The sequence below is a fragment of the Mycetocola sp. TRD_SC_2 genome, from assembly GCF_055361225.1.
The window spans coordinates 2,231,755-2,249,358 of sequence record NZ_CM143954.1 but is presented as its reverse complement, the minus strand read 5'-3'; the positions used below and the strand labels follow the sequence as shown (position 1 = coordinate 2,249,358).

Here is a 17,604-nt window from a genome sequence, read left to right as displayed (position 1 = left end):
TCGTCTCCCGAACGCAATCTGACCGAAAAGCCGTCTGACCGAACATCGTCTGACCGAAGAACACAGAGGACCTGACAGCAGCGACATGGCACAAAACTTCGCCAAGGACAGGTTCGACGAGATTCCTGAAGACCTTCAACGGGTCGGGGCGCATCGCGCGCCCGTGCCTGCTGGCAGGGGCTGGTTCCTTCTCATGTGGGCAGGGCTCGCGACTCTCGTTCTCGTGGCGGCAGGAATCCTTGGCCTGACACTGCTCGGTGACCGCGTCAACTTCGTCGAGGCGCCTTCTCCCGCTGCGACCGCGCCCGAGCCCACGGACACACCGGCGGCGGTCGCGACGATCGACCCGGACTCGATGGTCACGGTGCTGAACGGGACGTCTACAAGGGGCCTCGCCACCCGTGCGATCGAGAAGCTCAACTCGGAGGGCTGGACCCAGAGCATTACGCCGGGGAGCGCCTCGGCAGCCGACGTCGAAACCACGACCGTCTATTACGAGGACCCGTCGCAGGAAGGGGCTGCGCGTGGACTCGCTGAAGGCCTCGGAATCGGGAACATCCAGCTGTCGACGCAATTCCAGATCCCGGTCGACGATGGGGAGGAACCTCTCCTACAGCTCACGGTCGTTCTCGGGTCGGACTACGCTGCCCAGGAGTGAGAAAGCGCGATGCGTTCCACGACGGATAGGAGCATCGCGGTGCGGGTAGGAACTGCTTTTCCTCTGGTCAAACCCCTGTTCGGGCGACAGATCTTCTCGCTAGGATCTGGAACTGGTCATGATCGTGCCCTCGCCGGAGGCTGACGAGCCGGCACGATCGCCGGGCCCAGGCGCCGGCTGACCCGGGCTGGCGCCTGCCTGCACGGAGAACACTGCATTGGGAGTGACACATGGCGAATGGAACCGTGAAGTGGTTCAACGCTGAAAAAGGCTACGGCTTCATCACCGTCGACGGGGATGGGCAGGATGTCTTCGTCCACTATTCCGCGATCGACAGCACCGGATATCGCTCACTCGAAGAGGGCCAGCAGGTGAGCTTCGAAATCGGCACCGGCGCGAAGGGGCCTCAGGCCGAGGCCGTTCGCGCGGTCTGATCCTCGCTGCCGGGCGCCGTCCACCGGTGGTGGGCGGCGTCGCTTCGTTGGGGGCCCGGATGCGGCCTCTGTCTCACGCCCGGCAGCGAGCTTGCACTCACAGGGGCAGAGTGCCAGAATCGTGTTAGCACTCGCATTCGTAGAGTGCTAACTACGTTCATTACGTCCGGGAGGGACGAAAAACCACATGGCAAAAATCATTGCTTTTGACGAGGAAGCCCGCCGCGGCCTCGAACGCGGTCTGAACATTCTGGCCGACACCGTCAAGGTAACGCTCGGCCCACGCGGTCGCAACGTTGTCCTTGAGAAGAAGTGGGGCGCGCCCACGATCACCAACGATGGTGTCTCCATCGCCAAGGAGATCGAGCTCGACGACCCGTACGAGAAGATCGGTGCCGAGCTCGTCAAGGAGGTCGCCAAGAAGACTGACGACGTCGCAGGCGACGGCACCACCACCGCTACCGTTCTTGCCCAGGCACTCGTCCGCGAAGGCCTGCGCAACGTCGCTGCCGGCGCTGACCCGATCTCGCTCAAGCGCGGCATCGAGAAGGCCACCGCTGCGGTCATCGAAGAGCTCATCGCCAACGCGAAAGAGGTCGAGACCAAGGAAGAGATCGCGGCTACGGCATCCATCTCCGCCGGTGACGCCGAAATCGGCGCCATCATCGCCGAGGCCATCGACAAGGTCGGCAAGGAAGGCGTCGTCACCGTCGAGGAGTCGAACACGTTCGGCACCGAGCTCGAGCTGACCGAAGGTATGCGCTTCGACAAGGGATTCCTGTCGGCATACTTCGTCACCGACCCGGACCGCCAGGAAGCAGTGTTCGAGGACCCCTACGTCCTCATCGCCAACTCCAAGATCTCCAACATCAAGGACCTGCTCCCGATCGTTGACCAGGTCATCCAGTCGGGCAAGCAGCTCCTCATCATCGCGGAGGATGTCGACGGCGAAGCCCTCGCAACCCTCGTCGTGAACAAGATCCGTGGCATCTTCAAGTCGGTCGCCGTCAAGGCTCCCGGCTTCGGAGACCGTCGCAAGGCTCAGCTCCAGGACATCGCGATCCTCACGGGTGGACAGGTCATCTCGGAAGAGGTCGGCCTCAAGCTCGAGAACGTCACCCTTGACCTCCTGGGCCGTGCCCGCAAGGTCGTCATCACCAAGGACGAGACCACCATCGTCGAAGGTGCCGGCGACGTCGAGCAGATCGCGGGCCGCGTTGCCCAGATCCGCAAGGAGATCGAGAACACCGACAGCGACTACGACCGCGAGAAGCTGCAGGAGCGCCTGGCCAAGCTGGCCGGTGGCGTTGCAGTCATCAAGGCCGGAGCCGCGACCGAGGTCGAGCTCAAGGAGCGCAAGCACCGCATCGAGGACGCTGTCCGCAACGCGAAGGCTGCCGTCGAAGAGGGCATCGTCGCCGGTGGTGGCGTTGCGCTCATCCAGGCTGGCAAGACCGCATTCGAGAAGCTCTCGCTTTCGGGTGACGAAGCAACCGGGGCGAACATCGTCCGGGTCGCCATCGACGCTCCGCTCAAGCAGATCGCCCTCAACGCGGGTCTCGAGCCCGGCGTCGTTGCAGACAAGGTCCGCAACCTGCCCGTCGGACACGGCCTCAACGCCGCGACCGGTGAGTACGTCGACATGCTCCTCGCGGGCATCAACGACCCGGTGAAGGTCACCCGTTCGGCGCTGCTCAACGCATCGTCGATCGCGGGACTGTTCCTCACCACCGAGGCCGTCGTCGCCGACAAGCCGGAGAAGAACCCGGCTCCGGCCGGCGACCCGACCGGTGGCATGGACTTCTAAGTCCGAGCAACTCGCACGAACTGGCGGGGCGTCTCCTTCGGGAGGCGCCCCGCTTTCGTTGTCTTCACAAGCCGTGCCGATCGCATCCGTCACATGCGGAACATGTTGGCGTTGGTTCTTTCGATCTCCTGGTACTGGCTGCCGGCCCGCGCGAGCGCGGTGTTGATGTGCACGGCACTCTCTTCGACCCTCCGCTGGGTGCCGCGCCAGTCGGCAACGACCCCCTGAAACGCGTTCGACGCTTCTCCTGTCCACGTCGACTGCAACTCGGTCAGCTGGCGCATCATGGCGTCGACCTCCGACTGGATCGTCTCGATCCGCGCCCGGACGGAACCGGTCGTCCCCATCACAACATCGCTGTCCACCTGGTATCTGGTCATGACTCCTCCTCTGGATTCCGGACGCGCGGGGCGCGGCATCCGTTCTCCGACCGTACGGGCGCGTGGGCACGCTCCCGGTGGGGAACGGTCAGGCGTGGACGGCCTCCGGCGGTTCCTGCTCTGGGGAGGAATCACCGAGGCGGCGAGAGTCACCGAGTCTGCGGCGACTCAGCTCGGCGGCAGGGGAATCGCGGTGTCTGCGAGTGGGAAGCTGACGCGGAACGTCGCTCCGCCGCCCGGCGTCTCGGTCACGGACACGGTGCCGTGATGAGCGGCGACGATGGATGAGACGATGGCGAGCCCAAGGCCGGAACCACCGGTCTCCCGCGTGCGGGACGAATCGGCGCGCCAGAAGCGCTGGAAGATCTTCTCGCGAATCTGAGGGGGGATGCCGTCGCCGTGGTCGATCACGGCGATCGTTGCCGTGCGTGTCTTCAAGTCCGCGGACACTCCAATTTCAAGTGGACTGTCGTCGGGTGTGAATCGGAGGGCGTTGCCGACGAGGTTCGTGACGACTTGGCGCAGCTTGTTTTCTTCGCCCATCACGATCGCGGGAACCTCGGGTTCCGGATCCGGAACGACGGCGAGGTTCGACCGAATCGTCAGCGCGGGGCCCGTGTCAGTCTGCTTGCGCGGGCGCCGTTGGCGGAACCGGGCGAGCGTAGCGCCGGCGAACGCGATCGGTCCCGTCGCCGTCGATTCGTCGTCGGACGGCGTGGCACGAGTGACCGCGGATGCCGTCGGAACGGGTTCCGTCAAAGCCGGCGCCGGAGGGAGTGGCGGTGTCGGCGGGCAATCCACAACGACACTCACCGTGCGACGTGGCGATGATGCGTTCGCGTCCAGCGCTGCGTCTCTCGCAATCGGAGTGAGGTCGACCGGGGTCAGGACCATCGGCTTGGTCTCGTCGAGTCGAGCCAGTTCGAGCAGGTCCTCGACGAGGCCGCCCATCCGGATCGCTTCTTTCTCGATGCGGCTCATCGCCTGGGTCAGGTCGTCACTGTTCTGCAACGCCCCCATCCGGTACAGCTCGGCGTATCCGCGCACGGTGACGAGCGGTGTCCGCAGTTCATGACTGGCATCGCCGACGAAGCGGCGCATCTGGTCGATGGTGCGCGCCCGGTCCGCGAAAGCTTTGTCGATTCGCGCAAGCATGGTGTTGAGTGAGCGGTTCAGCCGCCCGACCTCTGTGTTCGGGGTCGCGACGGCGAGGCGCTGGCTGAAGTCTCCGTCGGCGATCGCCGCTGCCGTGTGTTCCACCTCTCGCAGGGGGTGGAACGTACTGGTGACGAGGAGACGCGTGAGCAGGGCGCCGATGATGATGACACCGAGCCCGAGGCCGAAGAAGATCGTCAGGTAGGTGGCGATGATTGTCTCGGTCTCCCGCATCGAGATCGCGACAAGAACAACGCCGATGGACCCCTGGTGGTCCCACTGGTAGGGAACGACGACGGCGTGGTACGTCGTCTTGCCGTCGATGCTCGCCAGCTGGAAGACGCCGGTCTGTTTGACGGCGTCTGACAACTCGAACGTTCGGCTGATGTTCGGCAGCATCCCCTCGGGGCGGTCCTGCCAGGTGGCGGCGCGAAGTTGACCGTCAGCGTCGTAGATCGCGGTGAAGTAGTCCGAGGACATCGCATCCTTGACCATGTCACCGGCGTTGTCAGCCTCTTGCTCCTCGACATTGAGGAATCCAGGAGGAACCGGGGATTGCGCCGCTGTAACGAGATCGGTGTTGACCTTGTCGACGAGGGCCGGCCGCAGCATGACGACGGTACCGACGCCGGCGACGAGCAGTCCGAAGGTGAGGACGAGCACGGTCACCCCGGTGATCTTCGTGCGCAGTGAAATCGCGTTCCACCACTCGGCTATGGGATCGTGCATGTACCCGTATTCGGTTTACGCCTTCGCTGTCTTCAGCATGTAGCCGAATCCACGCTTGGTCTGGATGAGCGGTTCAGTCGAGAACTGGTCCAGTTTGCGTCGCAAGTAGGAAATGTAGCTCTCGACGATGCCGGCGTCCCCATTGAAGTCGTACTCCCAGACGTGGTCGAGGATCTGCGCCTTGCTCAACACCCGGTTCGGGTTGAGCATGAGGTACCGCAGAAGCTTGAACTCGGTGGGGCTCAACTCGATGGGTGTCTCGCCGACGAGAACCTCATGGGTGTCCTGATCCATGGTGAGTTCGCCTGCGCGGATGACGGCATCCTCATCAGCATGCATGGTGCGTCTGAGGATTGCCTTGATGCGGGCCACGATTTCGTCGAGGCTGAATGGCTTGGTGACGTAGTCGTCGCCTCCGACGGTGAGGCCCATGATCTTGTCCTCTGTGTCGTCCTTCGCTGTGAGGAACAGGATCGGAGCGGTGTAGCCGGCCGATCGGAGGCGCTTCGTCACGCCGAATCCGTTCATATCGGGCAGCATGACGTCGAGGATGATGAGGTCGGGCTCTTCCTCGAGCACGGCGGAGATGGCCTGGGCGCCGTTTCCGACAGCTCGCACGGCGAAGCCGGCGAAGCGGAGGCTGGTGGTGAGCAGGTCGCGGATGTTCGGTTCGTCATCGACGATGAGAATTCGTGGTCCAGTCATGTGCCCAGTATCTGCGTGTTGGCTGCGTTCTTCCTGAACGTCTTCGGTGTGTCATCGATGCGTCCAACCGGACAGGATGCCGTGAGCCGCGGGAACGGCGACCAGGACAGTGTCGCGTGCGGCACGATGGGAGGATGACTGTTCCCCTGCAATCGTCCGACGATCGGATGTTCGTCCCGGCACTGCCGAGTCGCACTCTGGGAACGCGGACCTTCGACTTTTCCCGGCAGGTCGCGGTGATGGCCGTCGTGAACCGCACACCGGACTCGTTCTATGACAGGGGAAGCACCTTCGGGCTCGACGAGGCCGTGGCGGCAGCCCTCCAGGCGGTCGCGGACGGAGCAGACATCGTTGACATCGGTGGCGCACCGTTCGCGCCGGGCCCTGAAGTCGCCGTCGCTCGGGAAATCGAGCGGGTTGTTCCGGTAGTTGAGGCGGTTCGCGCCGAAGCGGATGTCGTCATTTCGATCGACACGTTCCAGCCTGAGGTGGCGCTTGCGAGCATTGCAGCAGGGGCGGACGTGATCAACGACACCACGGGACTGCGGAACCCGGCGATGATCACTGCGGTCGCGAACAGCCGCGCCAGCGTCGTGATCACCCACAGCCTCGCCGAGCCCCGGTCGCCGTTCGCCCGCCCGCAGTACCACGATGTTGTCGCCGAGGTCCGAGCGTTCCTCTCAGAGCGCGCTCGCGCGGCGCTCGACGCCGGTATTCCCGCCGAGCGGATCATCGTGGACCCCGGCCACGACCTGAACAAGAACACCCTGCATTCGCTCGAACTGACCAGACGCTTCGGCGAGATCGCCGCCCTGGGATTCACAACCCTCGCCGCGGTGTCGAACAAGGATTTCATCGGCGAGACCCTCGATCGCGATCGAGGGGAGCGCGTCTACGGGTCACTGGCCGCTGCGGTGGTCTCCATCCTCAACGGAGCGAGAATTCTCCGGATGCACAACGTGGGCCCTGCTGTAGAGGCGGTGAGGATGACAGAGGCCATCCTCGGATTCCGGCAGCCCGCTTACCTCCGTCACAACATGGGGGAGAGCAATGACTGAACCCGCTGTGTTCCCCCTCACGCCCGGCGACCCGCTCACCGACGACGAGATCACGGCTTTCTATTCCGTCGACGATCGCGCGTCGACCTGGTTCCGGGTGAACTTCGTGTCGAGCATCGACGGGGCAGGAACCCATGACGGTCTCACTGCTGGCCTGGGAACTCCCGCCGACCGCCGGGTGTTCGACATCCTCCGTCGGCTCTCGGACATCGTCCTCGTCGGGGCGGGCACCGTTCGGGCGGAGGGCTACGGGCCCATGCGCCTCGAAACCCCCGCCGTCGACTGGCGACTGGCACACGGGCTTTCCGAGCAACCTGTGTTCGGTATCGTCTCGGCTAGTCTTGACCTCGATCCCGGGCACCGCATCTTCACCGATGCCCCGGTCCGGCCGGTTGTCGTGACGGTCGAGGAAGCCCCAGAGGACAGGCGATCAGCGCTCAGCGAGGTCGCCGACCTTGTCGTTGCGGGCGAGTCCACCGTGAGCATCAGCACGGTGAAATCGGTCCTTGCCGAACGCGGGCTGACGCAAATCCATTCGGAGGGGGGTCCACGCCTCTTCGCAGACGCACTGGCACTCGACGCGGTCGACGAGGTCTGTTTGACGATCAGTCCGTTCATCGAGGGACCCGGCGCCGGGAGAATTGTCGCGGGTGATGCTGACGGCATCCAACGGAGCATGTCGCTCGCGTCGGTTCTCAGCTCCGAAGGAACGCTGCTGCTGCGATACCTCCGGCTGGACGCCTAAGCCGCGAGCGCGTGCGCGTCAAGGATGGTGTAGCTGTAACCCTGTTCTGCGAGGAACCTCTGCCGGTTTTGCGCGAAGTCCTGATCGACCGTGTCGCGGGCGACGAGCGTGTAGAAGTTCGCGCTGAGTCCCGATTCCTTCGGCCGGAGCAAGCGGCCGAGCCGTTGTGCCTCCTCCTGGCGGGACCCGAACGACCCTGAGACCTGGATTGCTACTGTTGCTTCGGGCAGGTCGACCGAGAAGTTCGCGACCTTCGACACCACGAGAACGGAGATCTCGCCGACCCGGAACGCCTGGAATAACCGCTCCCGTTCATCCACCGGCGTTGAGCCCGTCAGCTGGGGAGCGTCGAGGGCCTCGGCGAGGTCATCGATCTGGTCGAGGTATTGCCCGATGACCAGAATCCGCTCGCCGGGATGCCGCGCGACGAGGTCCCGCGCCACCTGGAGCTTGGCTGGTGCCGTTGCCGCGAGTCGGTACCGTTCGTCGTCGGATGCCGCGGCGTAGCTCAGGCGATCCTCCTGCGGGAGGTCGATGCGAACTTCGAAGCACGCGGCGGGCGAGATGAAGCCCTGGGCTTCGATCTCCTTCCACGGGGCATCGAAGCGCTTGGGCCCGATGAGGCTGAAGACATCGCCCTCGCGACCGTCCTCACGAACGAGGGTCGCCGTGAGTCCAAGGCGCCTGCGCGCCTGCAGCTCGGCCGTGAGCTTGAAAACGGGAGCGGGGAGAAGGTGTACTTCGTCGTAGATGACGAGGCCCCAGTCCATGGCGTCGAGGAGGGCAAGGTGAGCGTATTCACCCTTTCTCCTGGCCGTGAGGATCTGGTACGTCGCAATCGTGACCGGCTTGACCTCTTTGAGCTGCCCGGAGTACTCGCCGATCTCGTCGGCGGTCAGACTGGTCCTGCGCAGGAGTTCGTCGCGCCACTGCCGGGCGGACACGGTGTTCGTCACGAGGATGAGGGTGTTCGTTTTCGCCGTCGCCATCGCTCCGGCGCCGACGAGAGTCTTCCCGGCGCCACAGGGAAGGACGACAACGCCCGAGCCTCCCTCGAAGAAGTTGTCGACCGCCTTCTGCTGGTAATCGCGGAGATGCCAGTCCTCCTCGAGCAGGTCGATCGCGTGTGGGGTGCCGGGCGTGTATCCGGCGAGGTCCTCCGCCGGCCAGCCGATCTTCACCAGCTCCTGCTTGAGCGCTCCGCGAGCCCACGGCTCGACGAGGTAGGAATCCGAAGAAGGATGGCCGATCAACAGCGGTGCGATCTTGCGTGCACGAGAAATCTCGGAAAGCACGGCTTCGTCGCTGGACTGGAGGACCAGATCGCCGTCGTCGTTGCGCTCGATGACGAGGCGGCCGTATCGGCCGACGGTCTCGGTGATGTCGATCGAGACGGTGGGCGGAATCGGAAACTTCGAGTATTTCTCCAGCGTGGCGAGCATGTCGGCTGAGTCATGCCCGGCGGCGCGCGCGTTCCAGAGACCCAGGCGCGTGATCCGGTAGGTGTGGATGTGTTCGGGTGCGCGTTCGAGTTCCGCGAAAACCGCCAGGTCGTGTCGCGCGTCTTCCGCGAGCGGGTGCGCCACTTCGAGCAACACGGTGCGGTCACTTTGAACGATCAGGGGGCCATCAGACATAGCGGTTCAGCCTAGTCTCTTCGCCTGAATACGACGGGCCCTTGCCTACTTCAGGGCGAGGATGCTGGAGAGGGGCAGGGTGCGTTCGATGTCTGCCTTCTTGTCCCGCCCGCGGAGTCTGCCGCCGGCGACGCCCGTCGGTTCGAGCACGAAGTCGACCGGGCCTGACCGCGGAACGTCGACGGTGACGGTGACCGTTTGTTTTGCGCGGATGGCCGCGTCGAGCTGGCGGGCGATCCAGGCGAGATCGGTGTCGCCTGACACGTCTGCCTCGACCTCCCGGAGCCTGCTGATCAACGTGCCGTGATCGGGAACGGGCGGGGGTTCGACGGGCGGAGAAACGCGACGCCGGCGCAGGCTGATGGGTGTCCCATCGGCGGTTTCGGCGGCGACGGGGTAGCGCGCATCGCTGATCGCCCAGAAGACGACCTCGAACTCGAACCGGCTGAGCAAGCGGTTGTGCCCATCAGGGCGCAACCCGACAGACGCGAGGGCCTGGTCGACCTGGAGCAATCTGAGGAGGGCATCATCATCGGACCGGACGTAACTTCTCGCGTGAGGGGAGGCGTCGTGATCGGACTCGGGCAATGCTCCAACGCGAATAGCACCAAACCGTGCCGCCGCCTGTGAGATCAGGTAGTCGACGGGTTGCGGGATGCCGGTCAGCGAAATTCCCGCGAGGAACTCCAGCATTCCTCTGGCCGTCTCGCCGCCGGAGAGCGCGCGGTTGACGCTCTCGGGCGACAGCCGGTAACTGAAAGCCTGCGCCCGACCCTCGAGGTCAGCGAAGCTCCGCAGGCGCAGGTCCAGCTCGGGTTCGAGCGGACCGGGCGCAATGATCGTGAGGTCATGCTGCAGGTAGACCTGCCGGACGTGGGTGGGGAAGTGGGAGGACATCGCCGTTGCAGCGGCCGCGGCATCCGTCTCGAGAAGAATTCGTCCGGCGGTACTGGGCACCTGGGTCTCGGGGGAGGATCCGCTTGTGATCCCGAGCATCGCAGCCTGGTCTGTGACACGCGTCACCTGGTTGGAGATCCACTCGCCGCCTGCCGGGTACAGCCACCGGGCATAGTTCTGGAGTGCACTGCCCCACGTGCAGCGGGTCCGAGCGACGAGGACAGAGCGAACCTGTCGCGGCAGTGCGTCGAGCCACGCGGCAGCGAGCACCCGCCAGCGGTCGCCCGCGGTCAGAACCAGCCAGTCCTCACCCTCAGGGGAGGTGAGCCAGAGGCCCGGTTCGTGGCTGACGAGTCCCGCGCGAACGGTGAGGTCGAGGTACGCGTCGATGGTCGAGCCGGGCACATGCATCGCCAGTGAGAGCCGTTTGCGCTCAGGCTGCGCCGGCCCACCCTTGCCGAGCTCGCGCGCGGGGCTGGCGAGGAGTTCGCTCAGTAGTTCGGCGCTCGCCGAGGTGGTGGCGAAAGCCTGTTCTGCCGCGCTGAGATCGGTGAGAGCAGCGGATGCCTCGGACGGTGCCGGGGGGAGCAGAGGGGCGGGGTCAGATGCCAGGTGCACCGCGATCGGGGAGCCTGACGTCGGCCACGCGGCCAGAACCGATTCCACGGCGTCGATCGAGCTGAACCCGTTGTCTGCCCGGGTGAGAAGTCCCTTGTCGGCGGCGGAGGATGCACGGCTGGCAACGTCGTCGACGTCGGTGTCCTGCGATCCGAATGTGGCCAGGCGTTCGGCGATCCCCGCGGCGGGCAGTGCTTCCGGTGTCGCGGCAGCGATGACGCTGAGGATGTGGCGGTCGAGTCGCTGGAGTGCATTCCGGATGTTTGCCGGGTCGAGGAGCAGCTCGGCCAGATCGAAGAAATCCTGCGCCCGGGCGGCTGGCGTGATTCCGCGCTCCGTCAGGAGCTCCTCGAGCGCGGTGTCGGAGAGCGCCCGGAGGTTACCTGCGAGGGTGAGGATATCGGTCATGGCAGCCGGCTCCCCGGTCAGCGCTCCGGCTGGTCTCGGCGGGTTTCCCGAGCGCGCCGGACGGCGCTGGAGATCATCAGGGTGATGAGGAGCACGATCGCCAGCGGAAGGCCGATGTATGGCACCATCACGACGACGGGCCAGATGCCGGTCGCGAAGTCCTCGGATCCCATGCCCTGCGCGGTGCCGACCATGATCGCCACGAATGTGCCGACGGAGAGCAGGACCAGAGCGAGCAACATGAACGCGAGGATCCGCTCGAGGCGGCTGGCGTTGTGCGGAGAAGGATCGGTCACAGTTCTCAGGGTATCGCCACAGCGCTCCGGGACCGAACGCGTTGAAAGGTGCCGGGCTTGTCACCGACGCTCTAAGCTGGAAGAGCGGGTACCCTCCCGCTCGTTGGCGGCCTTTGCCGCAACGACAGCACCGCACGCTGGCCCAGAGCCGGCGTGTCCAGTTCACAGCGAGGTTCGTCCATGCCCACCGGCAAGGTTAAGTTCTACGACGACGAGAAGGGCTTCGGCTTTATCTCGAGCGACGATGGCCAGGAAGTCTTTCTTCACGCCTCGGCTCTGCCCGCGGGAGTGACCTCGGTCAAGGCTGGCACCCGGCTTGAGTTCGGCATCGCCGACGGAAAGCGCGGCGTCCAGGCGCTTTCTGTCCGGGTCCTCGACGCTCCGCCGAGCCTCGTCAAGATGAAGCGCAAGCCCGCTGACGACATGGCGATCATTGTCGAGGATCTGGTGAAGCTGCTCGACGGCCTTGGCGGAGACCTCCGCAGGGGTCGCTACCCCGATAACGCCCACAGCCGCAAGGTTGCACTGTTGCTGCGACGCGTGGCCGACGAACTGGACGCGTGATCGCCGCGCCAGGCTGGGCCCGCCGTCTTTTCCAGAGGAGCACTCCGATGACAACCGCCGAGAACTCCACCACCGAACCGACGGTCGAGGCAATGGTCGCCGACGCTCACGCGCCGGAAACCGAACGCGCACCCGAGACCTCTGCACCGGAGGCTTCCGCCGCCGAGGACGCAATGATCGACGCGGCCCGGGATGCGAACGAAACCGAGGCGGAAGCATCCGCCCCTGAGCCCGGAGACACACCGACCGCGGACAACGTCGCGGACGCGAAAACCGAACAGGCTGTTGCCGACGAGCCGGCCGACCGCCCGGCTCCGGTGACCGACGAGATCCTGCTCGCCTCTGTCGACATTGCGCGCGCAGCCTTGCTCGAGGTCACGCCGGCGGACACCATCGGTGAGCCCGTCGGTCATGCGGCCGAAGACGACCACGTGCTTTCGCTCTACTTCGACAGCAAGCTCAGGGGCTACCCGGGCTGGCACTGGACGGTTACCCTCGCTCGAACCGACGACGGCCCTGTCACGGTGCTCGAAACCGAGATGATGCCGGGCGACAACGCGCTGCTCGCTCCCGAGTGGGTGCCGTGGTCTGAGCGTCTCGCCGACTATCAGGCCGGCCAGGAGAGCGAGGCACGCGCTCTAGCCGAGGCAGCCGCCGTGCTCGACGAAGACGAGGACGATGACGACGAGGAAGAATTCAGCATCCTTCATGCCGGTGACGTCGACGGTGTCGACGTCGACGAGGTCGACGAATCTGATGACGACGAGTCGGTAGCCGACGACTCCGACGACGATGAGTCCGATGACGACGAGTCGGATAACGACGACTCGGATGATGACGACTCCGCCGACCAAGACGGACCCGAGCGCAGCTACTGAGCGTTCATTCGCGGATAGTACGAGAAAGGCCCCCTCCTCGGAGGGGGCCGTTCTCGTGCGGTTCTAGAGGGCGTCGACGACGAACTCGATGCAGCGCGTCAGCTGCCGTACCTCGTCTGGCTCGATGGCCGTGAACGTCGCGACCCGCAACTGGTTACGTCCGAGCTTGCGGTACGGCTCGGTGTCGACGATTCCATTGGCGCGGAGCACCTTTGCGATGGCGGAGGCGTCGATGGCGTCATCGAAATCGATGGTGACGACGACCTGTGACCGGTGCTCCGGGTTCGCAACGAACGGCGTCGTGTACGACGTCTTCTCGGCCCAGTCGTAGAGGTGCGACGACGACTCGAGAGTGCGTGCAGACGCCCAGTCGAGGCCGCCGCTGGCGTTCATCCACTCGATCTGGCTGTCGAGCATCACGAGCGTCGACACCGCAGGGGTGTTGAGGGTCTGGTTGAGGCGCGAATTGTCGACGGCGTTCTTCAGGCTGAGGAACTCGGGGATGTAGCGACCGGATGCCGCGACTCGCTCCACGCGCTCGATCGCGGCGGGGGAGAACAACGCGAACCACAGGCCGCCGTCCGACGCGAAGTTCTTCTGCGGTGCGAAGTAGTAGACATCCGTTTCGGATGCGTCGATCGAGACGCCACCCGCGGCACTGGTCGCATCGATCACGGTCAGTGCGCCATCGTCACCGGCGACCCTGCGGACGGGCGCCATGACTCCGGTCGATGTTTCGTTGTGCGGCCAGGCGTAGACGTCGATGCCTGCGGTGACCTCCACTTCGCTGCGCGATCCACCAGGAGCGTCAAGCACGAGGGGTGCGTCGAGCCACGGGGCCGCCGCCGCTTTTGCGAATTTCTGGCCGAACTCACCGAACGTCAGGTTCTCGCTGCGCTTCTCGATCAGCCCGAATGCGGCTGCGTCCCAGAACGCGGTCGATCCTCCGTTGCCGAGGATGACCTCGTAACCGTCGGGAAGGGAGAAGAGAGAGTCGAGTCCGGCGCGAACGCTGCCGACCAGGTTCTTCACTGGGGCCTGGCGGTGCGACGTGCCGAGAAGGGATGCTCCAGCGCGCGTGACAGCATCCACCTGCTCTGCGCGCACTTTGGAGGGTCCGCATCCGAAGCGGCCGTCGGCGGGCAGGAGTTCTTGGGGGAGGGAAATCTCAGGCATTCTCCGATTCTAGAAGCCTGCGCGCGCAGCCTCTCGCTCCGGTCGATGCGCGAGGCTGGCGCGGCACCGAGCTGTCGCGCCGGACCGCTAGGCTGGTCGGAACTGCGCTGAACCCTGGGAGACGTCAATGACTGACCTGATTGACACCACCGAGATGTACCTCCGTACCATCCTCGAGCTGGAGGAAGAGAACATCGTGCCACTGCGCGCGCGGATCTCGGAACGACTCGGTCACTCCGGTCCCACGGTGTCGCAGACGGTCGGTCGGATGGAACGCGACGGTCTTGTCGTCGTGTCAGGCGATCGCCACCTGGAACTCACGGTCACCGGCCGTCGCAAGGCTGTGCATGTCATGCGCAAGCACCGGCTCGCGGAGCGGCTGCTGAGCGATGTCATCGGACTCGAATGGGAGTTCGTGCACGAGGAAGCCTGTCGCTGGGAGCACGTCATGAGCGAACAGGTGGAGCGCAAGCTGCTCGCCATGCTCGACCACCCCACAGAGTCGCCATACGGTAACCCCATTCCCGGGCTCGACGAGCTGGGCGATACCCCCGCAGCGACGTTCTCGCACGGCGTGACGAACATCGTTGAACTGGTCCGCAGCAACACCACCCCCGTCACGGCAACCATTCGGCGCCTCGGTGAACCTGCGCAGGTCGACCCCGAACTCCTCCTGCAGCTCAAGCAAGCCGGTGTGATGCCAGGAAACGTCGGCGTCTTCTCCGCCGTGGGGTCTTACGTTCTGGTGCGGGTTGAAGGCTGCGGAGATGGGCTCGAGTTGCCCAATGAGGTCGCCGGACACATCTTCGTTCAGGACGCGTAACTCCGCGGATCCTGCTGGCCGTCCGATGGACCCGAGCTCGTTGGCGGGTAGCATCCGTGGCGACCGGTCGTTATGAATTTGTTAAAAACCTGTAAATGAAGGTGACAAATTGGTAACGGTCCCGTAACGTCGGGGAGGTCCGAAGGTCAGAAACCGACCGCAGGACCCGGCACAGGGCGCCTCTCTCGCTCGTTCCCCTGTGTTGTGAGACCCGATATTCACTGCGAACGAGACAGCAACTGCCCTAAACGCTGTGCGAGGCGCCGGAGGTTTTGACCTTGGCCACACGCTCTCATCCTGATTCTGTCGGGGACTCGTTGCAGCCCATGGGCTCCGGCACCGGCACGAACCAGGACGTCGCCTATTCGCGCCGCGCGGTCGCCGGGGCTGCCGCAACCTCCCGCGCAAGGCCCCGCGCCGCCGGGAAGCCCGGCACGTGGAAGACCTGGCGATCGACGGCCATCATGGCGCTCGTCGTTCCCGGGCTGTTCGCCACTGTCGCACTGCCGGCGTATGCCTTCACTCCGACCGCCGACGACACGGCCGGCAGCTCGACGCTTCAGTCGCAGAAGGAGTCCGGCGCACAGTCGCTCTCGGTCGACGCAGGTGTCACGGCCAACGCCGTCGCCCGCGACGGTTACTCCGCAACGACGGAGGCTGAGCTCGCAACCGCGCGGGCAGCAGCAGAGGCCGAGGCTCGACGCGCCACCTTCGTCAGCACCCAGCAGACCTTTGCCGGTCCCTCCGCTGAAGACCACCTCGCCGCCCCGTCCTACCCCAGCTTCAGCCTCGACCAGGTGTTCGCCGTCGCGCTGCAGTATCAGGGCGTTCCGTACGTCTATGGCGGCGCAACCCCGGCCGGCTTCGACTGCTCCGGTTTCGTGAAGTACGTCTACGCCCAGTTCGGTATCAGCATGCCGCACTCCTCAACGGCCCAGGGCAATATGGGTACCCGGATCTCCGTGGCAGACGCGGTTCCCGGTGACCTCGTCGTCAGCGCCGGGCACATCGGCTTCTACGCCGGCAACAACATGATCCTGCATGCATCACGTCCGGGAACACCGCTGCGCATCGGCCCGATCTACGCAGACAACTGGTGGGTCGTCCGGATCGGAATCTGATCGACCGGCTGCTGTCCACTTGGTGAACAGCACCCGCACCACCTGAGAATCGGCGTGCCTTCGGGAGAAGGCACGCCGATTGTGGGTTACATTAAAGCCCTGACCTTTGGAAAGTGCGGGAAGCTCATGGATCGAATACCCGGTATCCACACCACGGATGCATGCGGTTGTCTCGGTCACGGGCCTGCCGGCCACACATGTCACACCCTTATATCGGTTGTGAATAGGCGCTGTCTGTAAAGACAGCGCCTTTTTGTTTGCCCGGATCCTCACTTCTCCTCAGGTCGGAGAACACCGAATGACCGTGAAGCCGTCACGGCGATTTGAGAGGAACCGACATGCGCACACTGGTGTTGAACGCCGGGTACGAACCCCTTGCCATCGTTTCGTTTCGACGGGCTCTGGTGCTCGTCATGAATCAGAAGGCATCGATCGTCGAGATCGACACCGGCCACCCGGTGTGGGCGACCGATGGAGCGCATGACCGGCCTTCCGTTATCGTTCTGACGCGGTATGTGAAGATCCCGAACTCCCGACGGGTGCCAGTGACCAGGCGTGGGGTTCTCCGCCGGGATGCCAATCGGTGCGGCTACTGCGGCAACTCCGCGTCGACGATCGACCACATCCTTCCGCGCTCGCGAGGGGGAGCCGACACCTGGGAAAACCTCGTCGCCTGCTGTCTTCGGTGCAACAACGCGAAAAGTGACAGGACGCCGGCCGAGATGGGCTGGTCGCTGCGGACGAAACCGCGGATGCCGTACGGACCGACCTGGGCGGTCCGCGGCGCCGAACGAGCAACGGAGTCGTGGGATCAATACCTCACGCCCGCTGCCGCAGCCTAGGTATGTGAGGCGGAGCCGGTCGGGTGCCGTGCGGCGCGTCGGTCCGGCTCCGCTAAACTCTGAGAGTCAGCCTCTGTAGCTCAACGGAAGAGCACCTCCGTCCTAAGGAGTTGGTTGGGGGTTCGAATCCCTCCAGGGGCACCACAGGTTCGGCCCACAAGCCGACGGTCTTCGGCATCGATTTGCCCCAAAAGGTTCTCCAAAGTCGATGGAAACGACCTTTTGGGGCAACTCGATTCCCCCTCCTTCTCATCGCCCGACCTCATCGGAGGCGGGTGAGGCTGGCACCCCACAATTCATATGAGCTGCGGAGCTGTTCTCGCCGAACGTTTGCCTCGTGACGCTCGCTCGCCGACGGCGATCGGCGGCGGCTCGGCCGGACCGGTCGGCGTCCCCACGTGATGAGAGCGACTCCGAGGTAGAGGGCTGCCCGGTCCACGAGGCCGACGCGTCGCACGGGCCGCTGCTCGAGCTGCAGGGTGGGTTGGGGCGGGTGGTCAGAGCGACGCGGTGTGGTCGCCAGTTGCGTTTTCATGATGGTTTTCCTTGATACAGGCGGATCCGGGCGCGCCAGAGAGCGCGTTCGGGTCGCCGAAGAGAACGGTGGCCGCAAGAAATGCGACCGGGGAATGACGCGTCAAACCGCGTCATAACGGGGTGAGGTGACCTGAAG

The 17,604-nt window shown here is 64.8% G+C and carries 18 protein-coding genes and 1 tRNA gene; 11 read left to right on the top strand and 8 right to left on the bottom strand.

Annotated features, from left to right (window positions below; all coding sequences use genetic code 11):
- The first annotated feature begins 85 nt into the window (after nt 1-85).
- From ACWA1Q_RS10775 to groL, 3 genes are all read left to right on the top strand, one after another.
- Nucleotides 86-658, top strand: coding sequence for a LytR C-terminal domain-containing protein (locus tag ACWA1Q_RS10775; protein ID WP_463757287.1), 573 nt, complete (start codon nt 86-88; stop codon nt 656-658).
- Nucleotides 659-888: 230 nt separating this feature from the next.
- Nucleotides 889-1,092 (top strand): cold-shock protein, encoded by a 204-nt coding sequence (locus ACWA1Q_RS10770; protein ID WP_121672567.1) that lies wholly within the window; start codon nt 889-891, stop codon nt 1,090-1,092.
- A gap of 187 nt (nt 1,093-1,279) precedes the next feature.
- The gene (gene groL / locus ACWA1Q_RS10765) at nt 1,280-2,899 is read left to right on the top strand and encodes a chaperonin GroEL (protein ID WP_463757286.1); all 1,620 of its coding nucleotides are present in this window, start codon (nt 1,280-1,282) and stop codon (nt 2,897-2,899) included.
- An 89-nt stretch (nt 2,900-2,988) separates the two neighbouring features.
- Here the strand turns inward: groL and ACWA1Q_RS10760 are convergent, their stop codons facing one another.
- From ACWA1Q_RS10760 to ACWA1Q_RS10750, 3 genes are all read right to left on the bottom strand, one after another.
- Nucleotides 2,989-3,279 (bottom strand): WXG100 family type VII secretion target, encoded by a 291-nt coding sequence (locus ACWA1Q_RS10760; RefSeq protein ID WP_463757284.1) that lies wholly within the window; start codon nt 3,277-3,279, stop codon nt 2,989-2,991.
- 168 nt (nt 3,280-3,447) lie between these two features.
- Entirely contained in the window at nt 3,448-5,163 is a 1,716-nt protein-coding gene (locus tag ACWA1Q_RS10755; RefSeq protein WP_463757283.1) for a sensor histidine kinase, read from the bottom strand.
- A 15-nt stretch (nt 5,164-5,178) separates the two neighbouring features.
- Nucleotides 5,179-5,868, bottom strand: coding sequence for a response regulator transcription factor (locus ACWA1Q_RS10750; protein ID WP_108391630.1), 690 nt, complete (start codon nt 5,866-5,868; stop codon nt 5,179-5,181).
- Between the two features lie 134 nt (nt 5,869-6,002).
- Between ACWA1Q_RS10750 and folP the strand changes: the two genes are divergently transcribed.
- Together folP and ACWA1Q_RS10740 are read left to right on the top strand one after the other, a co-directional pair.
- Complete coding sequence (folP, locus tag ACWA1Q_RS10745; RefSeq protein WP_463757281.1) at nt 6,003-6,926, top strand: dihydropteroate synthase; 924 nt, start codon at nt 6,003-6,005, stop codon at nt 6,924-6,926.
- Complete coding sequence (locus tag ACWA1Q_RS10740) at nt 6,919-7,671, top strand: pyrimidine reductase family protein (protein ID WP_463757279.1); 753 nt, start codon at nt 6,919-6,921, stop codon at nt 7,669-7,671. Before folP ends, ACWA1Q_RS10740 begins: the two co-directional genes overlap by 8 nt.
- Here the strand turns inward: ACWA1Q_RS10740 and ACWA1Q_RS10735 are convergent.
- Genes ACWA1Q_RS10735 through ACWA1Q_RS10725 form a run of 3 tightly spaced genes read right to left on the bottom strand, consistent with a single transcriptional unit; the run spans nt 7,668 to nt 11,527 of the window.
- Complete coding sequence (locus ACWA1Q_RS10735; protein ID WP_463757278.1) at nt 7,668-9,308, bottom strand: DNA repair helicase XPB; 1,641 nt, start codon at nt 9,306-9,308, stop codon at nt 7,668-7,670. The two genes, ACWA1Q_RS10740 and ACWA1Q_RS10735, sit on opposite strands and share 4 nt — an antisense overlap.
- 45 nt (nt 9,309-9,353) lie before the next feature.
- Nucleotides 9,354-11,231, bottom strand: a complete 1,878-nt coding sequence (locus ACWA1Q_RS10730; protein ID WP_463757276.1) for a helicase-associated domain-containing protein — start codon at nt 11,229-11,231, stop codon at nt 9,354-9,356.
- Nucleotides 11,232-11,248: 17 nt separating this feature from the next.
- Nucleotides 11,249-11,527 (bottom strand): multidrug ABC transporter ATPase, encoded by a 279-nt coding sequence (locus ACWA1Q_RS10725; RefSeq protein WP_463757275.1) that lies wholly within the window; start codon nt 11,525-11,527, stop codon nt 11,249-11,251.
- A gap of 180 nt (nt 11,528-11,707) precedes the next feature.
- Here ACWA1Q_RS10725 and ACWA1Q_RS10720 point away from each other — a divergent pair, with 180 nt between their 5' ends.
- Nucleotides 11,708-12,091 (top strand): cold-shock protein, encoded by a 384-nt coding sequence (locus ACWA1Q_RS10720; protein ID WP_121672606.1) that lies wholly within the window; start codon nt 11,708-11,710, stop codon nt 12,089-12,091.
- A 47-nt stretch (nt 12,092-12,138) separates the two neighbouring features.
- Entirely contained in the window at nt 12,139-12,969 is an 831-nt protein-coding gene (locus ACWA1Q_RS10715; RefSeq protein WP_463757273.1) for a DUF3027 domain-containing protein, read from the top strand.
- 63 nt (nt 12,970-13,032) lie between these two features.
- Here the strand turns inward: ACWA1Q_RS10715 and serC are convergent, their stop codons facing one another.
- Nucleotides 13,033-14,145 carry a phosphoserine transaminase gene (gene serC / locus ACWA1Q_RS10710; RefSeq protein ID WP_463757271.1) on the bottom strand — a complete coding sequence of 371 codons (1,113 nt, stop codon included), beginning with the start codon at nt 14,143-14,145 and terminating at the stop codon, nt 13,033-13,035.
- Between the two features lie 127 nt (nt 14,146-14,272).
- On the opposite strand from serC, the gene ACWA1Q_RS10705 reads away from it, so the two are divergent.
- The 4 genes from ACWA1Q_RS10705 to ACWA1Q_RS10690 all read left to right on the top strand — a co-directional run bounded on the left by ACWA1Q_RS10705 (nt 14,273) and on the right by ACWA1Q_RS10690 (nt 17,075).
- Nucleotides 14,273-14,968 (top strand): metal-dependent transcriptional regulator, encoded by a 696-nt coding sequence (locus ACWA1Q_RS10705; protein ID WP_463757269.1) that lies wholly within the window; start codon nt 14,273-14,275, stop codon nt 14,966-14,968.
- A 278-nt stretch (nt 14,969-15,246) separates the two neighbouring features.
- Complete coding sequence (locus ACWA1Q_RS10700; protein ID WP_463757267.1) at nt 15,247-16,089, top strand: C40 family peptidase; 843 nt, start codon at nt 15,247-15,249, stop codon at nt 16,087-16,089.
- 338 nt (nt 16,090-16,427) lie between these two features.
- Entirely contained in the window at nt 16,428-16,931 is a 504-nt protein-coding gene (locus tag ACWA1Q_RS10695; protein ID WP_463757266.1) for an HNH endonuclease, read from the top strand.
- A gap of 69 nt (nt 16,932-17,000) precedes the next feature.
- A tRNA-Arg gene (locus ACWA1Q_RS10690) sits at nt 17,001-17,075 on the top strand.
- 118 nt (nt 17,076-17,193) lie between these two features.
- Here the strand turns inward: ACWA1Q_RS10690 and ACWA1Q_RS10685 are convergent.
- On the bottom strand, nt 17,194-17,466 hold the full coding sequence (locus ACWA1Q_RS10685) for a hypothetical protein (protein WP_463757264.1): 273 nt from the start codon (nt 17,464-17,466) through the stop codon (nt 17,194-17,196).
- Nucleotides 17,467-17,604 lie beyond the last annotated feature (138 nt).

What these genes read in the sequence shown, in the direction of transcription:
- groL (WP_463757286.1), top strand. Translation starts at nt 1,280, where the DNA reads ATGGCAAAAATCATTGCTTTTGACGAGGAAGCCCGCCGCGGCCTCGAA.
- ACWA1Q_RS10740 (WP_463757279.1), top strand. Translation starts at nt 6,919, where the DNA reads ATGACTGAACCCGCTGTGTTCCCCCTCACGCCCGGCGACCCGCTCACC.
- ACWA1Q_RS10755 (WP_463757283.1), bottom strand. Translation starts at nt 5,163, where the DNA reads ATGCACGATCCCATAGCCGAGTGGTGGAACGCGATTTCACTGCGCACG.
- ACWA1Q_RS10770 (WP_121672567.1), top strand. Translation starts at nt 889, where the DNA reads ATGGCGAATGGAACCGTGAAGTGGTTCAACGCTGAAAAAGGCTACGGC.
- folP (WP_463757281.1), top strand. Translation starts at nt 6,003, where the DNA reads ATGACTGTTCCCCTGCAATCGTCCGACGATCGGATGTTCGTCCCGGCA.
- ACWA1Q_RS10720 (WP_121672606.1), top strand. Translation starts at nt 11,708, where the DNA reads ATGCCCACCGGCAAGGTTAAGTTCTACGACGACGAGAAGGGCTTCGGC.
- ACWA1Q_RS10750 (WP_108391630.1), bottom strand. Translation starts at nt 5,868, where the DNA reads ATGACTGGACCACGAATTCTCATCGTCGATGACGAACCGAACATCCGC.
- ACWA1Q_RS10730 (WP_463757276.1), bottom strand. Translation starts at nt 11,231, where the DNA reads ATGACCGATATCCTCACCCTCGCAGGTAACCTCCGGGCGCTCTCCGAC.
- ACWA1Q_RS10695 (WP_463757266.1), top strand. Translation starts at nt 16,428, where the DNA reads ATGCGCACACTGGTGTTGAACGCCGGGTACGAACCCCTTGCCATCGTT.
- ACWA1Q_RS10775 (WP_463757287.1), top strand. Translation starts at nt 86, where the DNA reads ATGGCACAAAACTTCGCCAAGGACAGGTTCGACGAGATTCCTGAAGAC.
- serC (WP_463757271.1), bottom strand. Translation starts at nt 14,145, where the DNA reads ATGCCTGAGATTTCCCTCCCCCAAGAACTCCTGCCCGCCGACGGCCGC.
- ACWA1Q_RS10715 (WP_463757273.1), top strand. Translation starts at nt 12,139, where the DNA reads ATGACAACCGCCGAGAACTCCACCACCGAACCGACGGTCGAGGCAATG.
- ACWA1Q_RS10705 (WP_463757269.1), top strand. Translation starts at nt 14,273, where the DNA reads ATGACTGACCTGATTGACACCACCGAGATGTACCTCCGTACCATCCTC.
- ACWA1Q_RS10685 (WP_463757264.1), bottom strand. Translation starts at nt 17,466, where the DNA reads ATGAAAACGCAACTGGCGACCACACCGCGTCGCTCTGACCACCCGCCC.
- ACWA1Q_RS10760 (WP_463757284.1), bottom strand. Translation starts at nt 3,279, where the DNA reads ATGACCAGATACCAGGTGGACAGCGATGTTGTGATGGGGACGACCGGT.
- ACWA1Q_RS10735 (WP_463757278.1), bottom strand. Translation starts at nt 9,308, where the DNA reads ATGTCTGATGGCCCCCTGATCGTTCAAAGTGACCGCACCGTGTTGCTC.